Source organism: Fumia xinanensis (genome assembly GCF_014384905.1).
Classification (GTDB): domain Bacteria; phylum Bacillota; class Clostridia; order Oscillospirales; family Ruminococcaceae; genus Fumia; species Fumia xinanensis.
In genome coordinates this window covers 1-5,923 of the sequence record NZ_JACRSV010000009.1, presented here as the reverse complement: position 1 = coordinate 5,923, position 5,923 = coordinate 1, and the positions used below count along the sequence as shown (strand labels likewise).

Genomic DNA, 5,923 nt, shown 5'->3' with positions numbered 1-5,923 from the left:
CTTGACATAGGGGAAGAGAGATGATATAATAGAAAGGCTTCGGAAGAGGGCATGTCCGGCGGAGGCGGGGGATGCAAAGGGAAGAGGCGCCTAAAGGGAAGGGACTGAACCGGCCGAGAGGCTGGGGAGGGAAGAGCCTGGAAGGAACAGGAGCTTGAAAATTAAACAATATCAAAAGCGAATGAACACAACCCAAAATTCCTTGGAGATGTGGAACTCGAGAGAGGGAAACAGCTTTGAGAAAAAATGAGTTTCTCTTCAGTGGTTTGAAGGCAACTTCAAACACGAAGGAAAGTAATTCAGCAACGAAATTTAGCGATGGTAAAACATTGCCAGATTCGGAATGAGTATTAGCCGGGAGACCGGTTGATATAAAGGATTTAACAAAGAGTTTGATCCTGGCTCAGGACGAACGCTGGCGGCGCGCCTAACACATGCAAGTCGAACGGAGTTATGATGACAGAAGCCTTCGGGCGGAAGATATCATAACTTAGTGGCGGACGGGTGAGTAACACGTGAGCAACCTGCCTATCAGAGGGGGATAACGTTCTGAAAAGAACGCTAATACCGCATAACGTGCGAGGGAGACATCTCTCTTGTACCAAAGGAGCAATCCGCTGATAGATGGGCTCGCGTCCGATTAGGTAGTTGGTGAGGTAATGGCTCACCAAGCCGACGATCGGTAGCCGGACTGAGAGGTTGAACGGCCACATTGGGACTGAGACACGGCCCAGACTCCTACGGGAGGCAGCAGTGGGGAATATTGCACAATGGGGGAAACCCTGATGCAGCGACGCCGCGTGAGGGAAGAAGGTTTTCGGATTGTAAACCTCTGTCCTTGGTGACGAAATAAGACGGTAGCCAAGGAGGAAGCCACGGCTAACTACGTGCCAGCAGCCGCGGTAATACGTAGGTGGCAAGCGTTGTCCGGAATTACTGGGTGTAAAGGGAGCGTAGGCGGGAAGATAAGTTGGACGTTTAATCTATCGGCTCAACCGATATCAGCGTTCAAAACTGTTTTTCTTGAGTGAAGTAGAGGTAAGCGGAATTCCTAGTGTAGCGGTGAAATGCGTAAATATTAGGAGGAACACCAGTGGCGAAGGCGGCTTACTGGGCTTTAACTGACGCTGAGGCTCGAAAGCGTGGGTAGCAAACAGGATTAGATACCCTGGTAGTCCACGCTGTAAACGATGATTACTAGGTGTGGGGGGACTGACCCCTTCCGTGCCGGAGTTAACACAATAAGTAATCCACCTGGGGAGTACGACCGCAAGGTTGAAACTCAAAGGAATTGACGGGGGCCCGCACAAGCAGTGGAGTATGTGGTTTAATTCGAAGCAACGCGAAGAACCTTACCAGGTCTTGACATCCTATGACCACCTAAGAGATTAGGCTTTCCCTTCGGGGACATAGAGACAGGTGGTGCATGGTTGTCGTCAGCTCGTGTCGTGAGATGTTGGGTTAAGTCCCGCAACGAGCGCAACCCTTATGTTTAGTTGCTACGCAAGAGCACTCTAGACAGACTGCCGTTGACAAAACGGAGGAAGGTGGGGATGACGTCAAATCATCATGCCCCTTATGACCTGGGCTACACACGTACTACAATGGCTATTAACAGAGGGCAGCGACTAGGCGACTAGAAGCAAATCTCCAAAAATAGTCTCAGTTCAGATTGCAGGCTGCAACTCGCCTGCATGAAGTCGGAATTGCTAGTAATCGCGGATCAGCATGCCGCGGTGAATACGTTCCCGGGCCTTGTACACACCGCCCGTCACACCATGAGAGTTGGCAACACCCGAAGTCAGTAGGCTAACGCAAGAAGCCGCTGCCGAAGGTGGGGTTGATGATTGGGGTGAAGTCGTAACAAGGTAGCCGTATCGGAAGGTGCGGCTGGATCACCTCCTTTCTAAGGAGTATCGGCTTGAAGAAAGCCGAAAGTCCGGTCAGCAAACTGAGGAATCAGTTTGAAAGTTGTGTAAGTGAGCAGAAGATATTGTTTAATTTTGAGGTTCCTGGAGACAGGGATTTCAAAGGACGAGAGTGGCAGCCTGGACCCCAAGAGGCTGTTGCGGGGAGAACCCCGCGGCGGCTAAAAATGGGGGTGTAGCTCAGCTGGGAGAGCACCTGCCTTGCACGCAGGGGGTCAGGAGTTCGATCCTCCTCATCTCCACCAAGGGTTGAGGTTGAAAGAAGAAACGCCGCAGATCTAAAAACATGGGCTCATAGCTCAGGTGGTTAGAGCGCACGCCTGATAAGCGTGAGGTCGGTGGTTCGAGTCCACTTGAGCCCACCAACAAGCAGAAATGCTTGTACAACGGGAAACAATGGGAAACAGAGAAGGTTGAGTGAGGAATCGCTCAAGTGGACGTGTCCACCATTGAGCCCAGCACTTACTTTTCTTTTAAAAAAGAAAAGGTAAGCAAAAGAAAACTCATCCGCTCCGCGCGAAAGCCGGAAGGTTGAGCAGAAACTGTGAAACCTCGATAAACAGAAATGCAAAGATGAGGTAGAACAGGAGAAGAAGTCCGATTTTTGAAGGCCAGCTTGCTGGCGGGAGAAAATCCAGTATGAAATACTGGAAGGAGTTCTTCAGGAGCCAAATCTTCGATTTGGCGGGGTATCTTGAAAATTGAACAAAGAAATGCGAAGTAAAGATTAAAATATCAATTTACGCAGATGAGAGAAATCTCATCAGGGTAAACTACAATTTTAACTAGGTATCAGTGAAAACTGATACAAATTCTGTTTTGAGAACACATAATTCAAAACAGCCATCGAAGCTAGGATGGCGAACGTCGCAATGGTAAGAAAAGAACGAATGTGACAGACGCGAACGAAAGAGAGCGCATGGAAGATTCGGAAACTAACTACGCCGCGGCGATGTGAATGGTCAAGCTACAAAGGGCGCAGGGCGAATGCCTTGGCATCAGGAGCCGACGAAAGACGTGGTAAGCTGCGAAAAGCTACGGGGAGCCGCAAGCAGGCATTGATCCGTAGATATCTGAATGGAGCAATCCACCGGGAGTCATGTCCCGGTATCCTATGGTGAATCAAATAGCCATAGGAGGGGAACCGCCTGAACTGAAACATCTAAGTAGGGCGAGGAAAAGAAATCAACCGAGATTCTGTGAGTAGTGGTGAGCGAAAGCGGAAGAGGCTAAACCGGAAGTAGAAATACTTTCGGGGTTACGGACTGCATTTAGCATTCACGAGTTTTAACCGAAATGTATGGGAAGGCATACCGAAGACGGTGAGAGTCCGGTAGGTGAAAAGACGAGTGAGCGAGCAGGATCCAGAGTACCGCGGAGCACGTGGAATTCCGTGGGAAGTTAGGGGGACCACCCTCTAAGCCTAAATACTACCTGATGACCGATAGCGAATAGTACTGTGAAGGAAAGGTGAAAAGCACCCCGGGAGGGGAGTGAAAAAGAACCTGAAACCCTGTGCCTACAAGCACATAGAGCACGTCAAGGTGTGATATGGTACCTATTGTAGAATGGTCCGGCGAGTATATGTCAGTAGCAAGGTTAAGGGCTGAAGGCCTGGAGCCGAAGGGAAACCGAGTCTGAATAGGGCGGCAAAGTTGCTGGTATATGACCCGAAACCGGGTGACCTATCCATGGTCAGGTTGAAGTGGGAGTAAAATCCCATGGAGGACCGAACCGACCTCCGTTGAAAAGGCGGCGGATGAACTGTGGATAGCGGAGAAATTCCAATCGAACCCGGATATAGCTGGTTCTCCTCGAAATAGCTTTAGGGCTAGCCTCATGACAGATTCTCGGAGGTAAAGCACTGAATGGGCTAGGGGTCGAAAGATTACCGAACCCTATCAAACTCTGAATGCCGAAGAATCGATTCATGGGAGTCAGACTATGTGAGATAAGTTTCATGGTCAAAAGGGAAAGAGCCCAGACCCACAGCTAAGGTCCCAAAGTACATTTAAGTGGGAAAGGATGTGGAACTGCTAAAACAACCAGGATGTTGGCTTAGAAGCAGCCATACATTTAAAGAGTGCGTAATAGCTCACTGGTCGAGTGGTTCTGCGCCGAAAATGTAACGGGGCTAAAATGTACACCGAAGCTTGGGCTGCAGTTCACTGAACAAAACAAATCCAAATGGGAGATATTCCCGCCGGAAGGCGAGGAAAATACTTTCATACATGCAGGCATTGAAAAAGGAAAGAAACTGTTGATGCGGTAAAACGCAGGCGGGTAAATTTCTTTTAGGCTAAAATGTATGTAGGAGCAAGTCTCTGCAAATGGGTAGGTTTTGTTCAGTGAATTGCGGGGTAGAGGAGCGTCGTATACGGGGAGAAGCGATAGCGGAAGCGGTCGTGGACTGTATACGAGTGAGAATGCCGGAATGAGTAGCGCGAATTATGTGAGAATCATAATGGCCGAAAATCTAAGGTTTTAGGAGGAAGGTTCGTCCGCTCCTAGTAAGCCGGGAGCTAAGGTGAGGCCTAACGGCGTAGCCGATGCACATACGGTAGAAATTCCGTAGCCTCCAAAAGATTTAAGCACAGGGACATCCGAAAAGGGACTGAGCCGGGCGATGGTAGACCCGGTCGAAAGGGAGCAGCTTGCTGCGAAGCAGTCTTGGATTGGGGCGAGAAAAGCTGTGTGTATATTTGAGGAGCCCGTACCGCAAACCGACACAGGTAGATAGGAAGAGGATTCTAAGGCCAACGGGAGAAGGGTTGTTAAGGAACTCGGCAAGTTGACCCCGTAACTTCGGGATAAGGGGTGCTCATGAAAGTGAGCCGCAGAGAATAGGCCCAGGCAACTGTTTAGCAAAAACACAGGTCTCTGCTAAATCGAAAGATGACGTATAGGGGCTGACACCTGCCCGGTGCCGGAAGGTTAAGAGGAGGAGTGAGAGCTCCGAATTGAAGCCCCGGTAAACGGCGGCCGTAACTATAACGGTCCTAAGGTAGCGAAATTCCTTGTCAGGTAAGTTCTGACCCGCACGAATGGTGTAATGATCTGGGCACTGTCTCGACAACCCGCCCGGCGAAATTGTAGTACCGGTGAAGATGCCGGTTACCCGCGACTAGACGGAAAGACCCCATGGAGCTTTACTGTAGCTTAATATTGGATTTCGGTATATCATGTACAGGATAGGTGGGAGACTGGGAAACAGAGGCGTCAGCTTCTGCGGAGTCAACCTTGGGATACCACTCTTGGTGTGCTGGAATTCTAACCTGCGGCCGTGAATCCGGTCGGGGGACATTGTTAGGTGGGCAGTTTGACTGGGGCGGTCGCCTCCAAAAGAGTAACGGAGGCGCTCAAAGGTTCGCTCAGCATGGACGGAAACCATGCTATAGAGTGTAAACGCATAAGCGAGCCTAACTGCGAGACCGACGGGTCGAGCAGTAACGAAAGTTGGAGTTAGTGATCCGGCGGTATGTGAGTGGAAATGCCGTCGCTTAACGGATAAAAGCTACCCTGGGGATAACAGGCTGATCTCCCCCAAGAGTTCACATCGACGGGGAGGTTTGGCACCTCGATGTCGGCTCATCGCATCCTGGGGCTGAATTCGGTCCCAAGGGTTTGGCTGTTCGCCAATTAAAGCGGTACGCGAGCTGGGTTCAGAACGTCGTGAGACAGTTCGGTCCCTATCTGTCGTGGGCGAAGGATATTTGAAAGGAGCTGTCCCTAGTACGAGAGGACCGGGATGGACGCACCTCTGGTGCACCAGTTGTCACGCCAGTGGCACAGCTGGGCAGCTATGTGCGGAACGGATAAACGCTGAAGGCATCTAAGCGTGAAGCCGGCCTTAAGATAAGATATCCCACTGAGTAATCAGGTAAGACCCCTTGAAGACTACAAGGTTGATAGGCTCAAAGTGTAAGCGTCGTGAGGCGTTAAGCTAGCGAGTACTAATCGGTCGAGGGCTTGACCATAAGATGTGGTTTCAAAAC

Annotated in this window: 2 tRNA genes and 2 rRNA genes; all 4 read left to right on the top strand. The window is 50.3% G+C overall.

Features of this window, described 5'->3' with window-relative positions:
* The first annotated feature begins 380 nt into the window (after window positions 1-380).
* Window positions 381-1,906: ribosomal RNA gene (locus H8710_RS13240) — 16S ribosomal RNA — on the top strand.
* 191 nt (window positions 1,907-2,097) lie between these two features.
* Window positions 2,098-2,173 (top strand) — tRNA-Ala (locus H8710_RS13235).
* A gap of 43 nt (window positions 2,174-2,216) precedes the next feature.
* A tRNA-Ile gene (locus H8710_RS13230) sits at window positions 2,217-2,293 on the top strand.
* A 595-nt stretch (window positions 2,294-2,888) separates the two neighbouring features.
* Window positions 2,889-5,905: ribosomal RNA gene (locus H8710_RS13225) — 23S ribosomal RNA — on the top strand.
* Together the 16S and 23S rRNA genes with 2 tRNA genes alongside form the textbook arrangement of a ribosomal RNA operon.
* Window positions 5,906-5,923 lie beyond the last annotated feature (18 nt).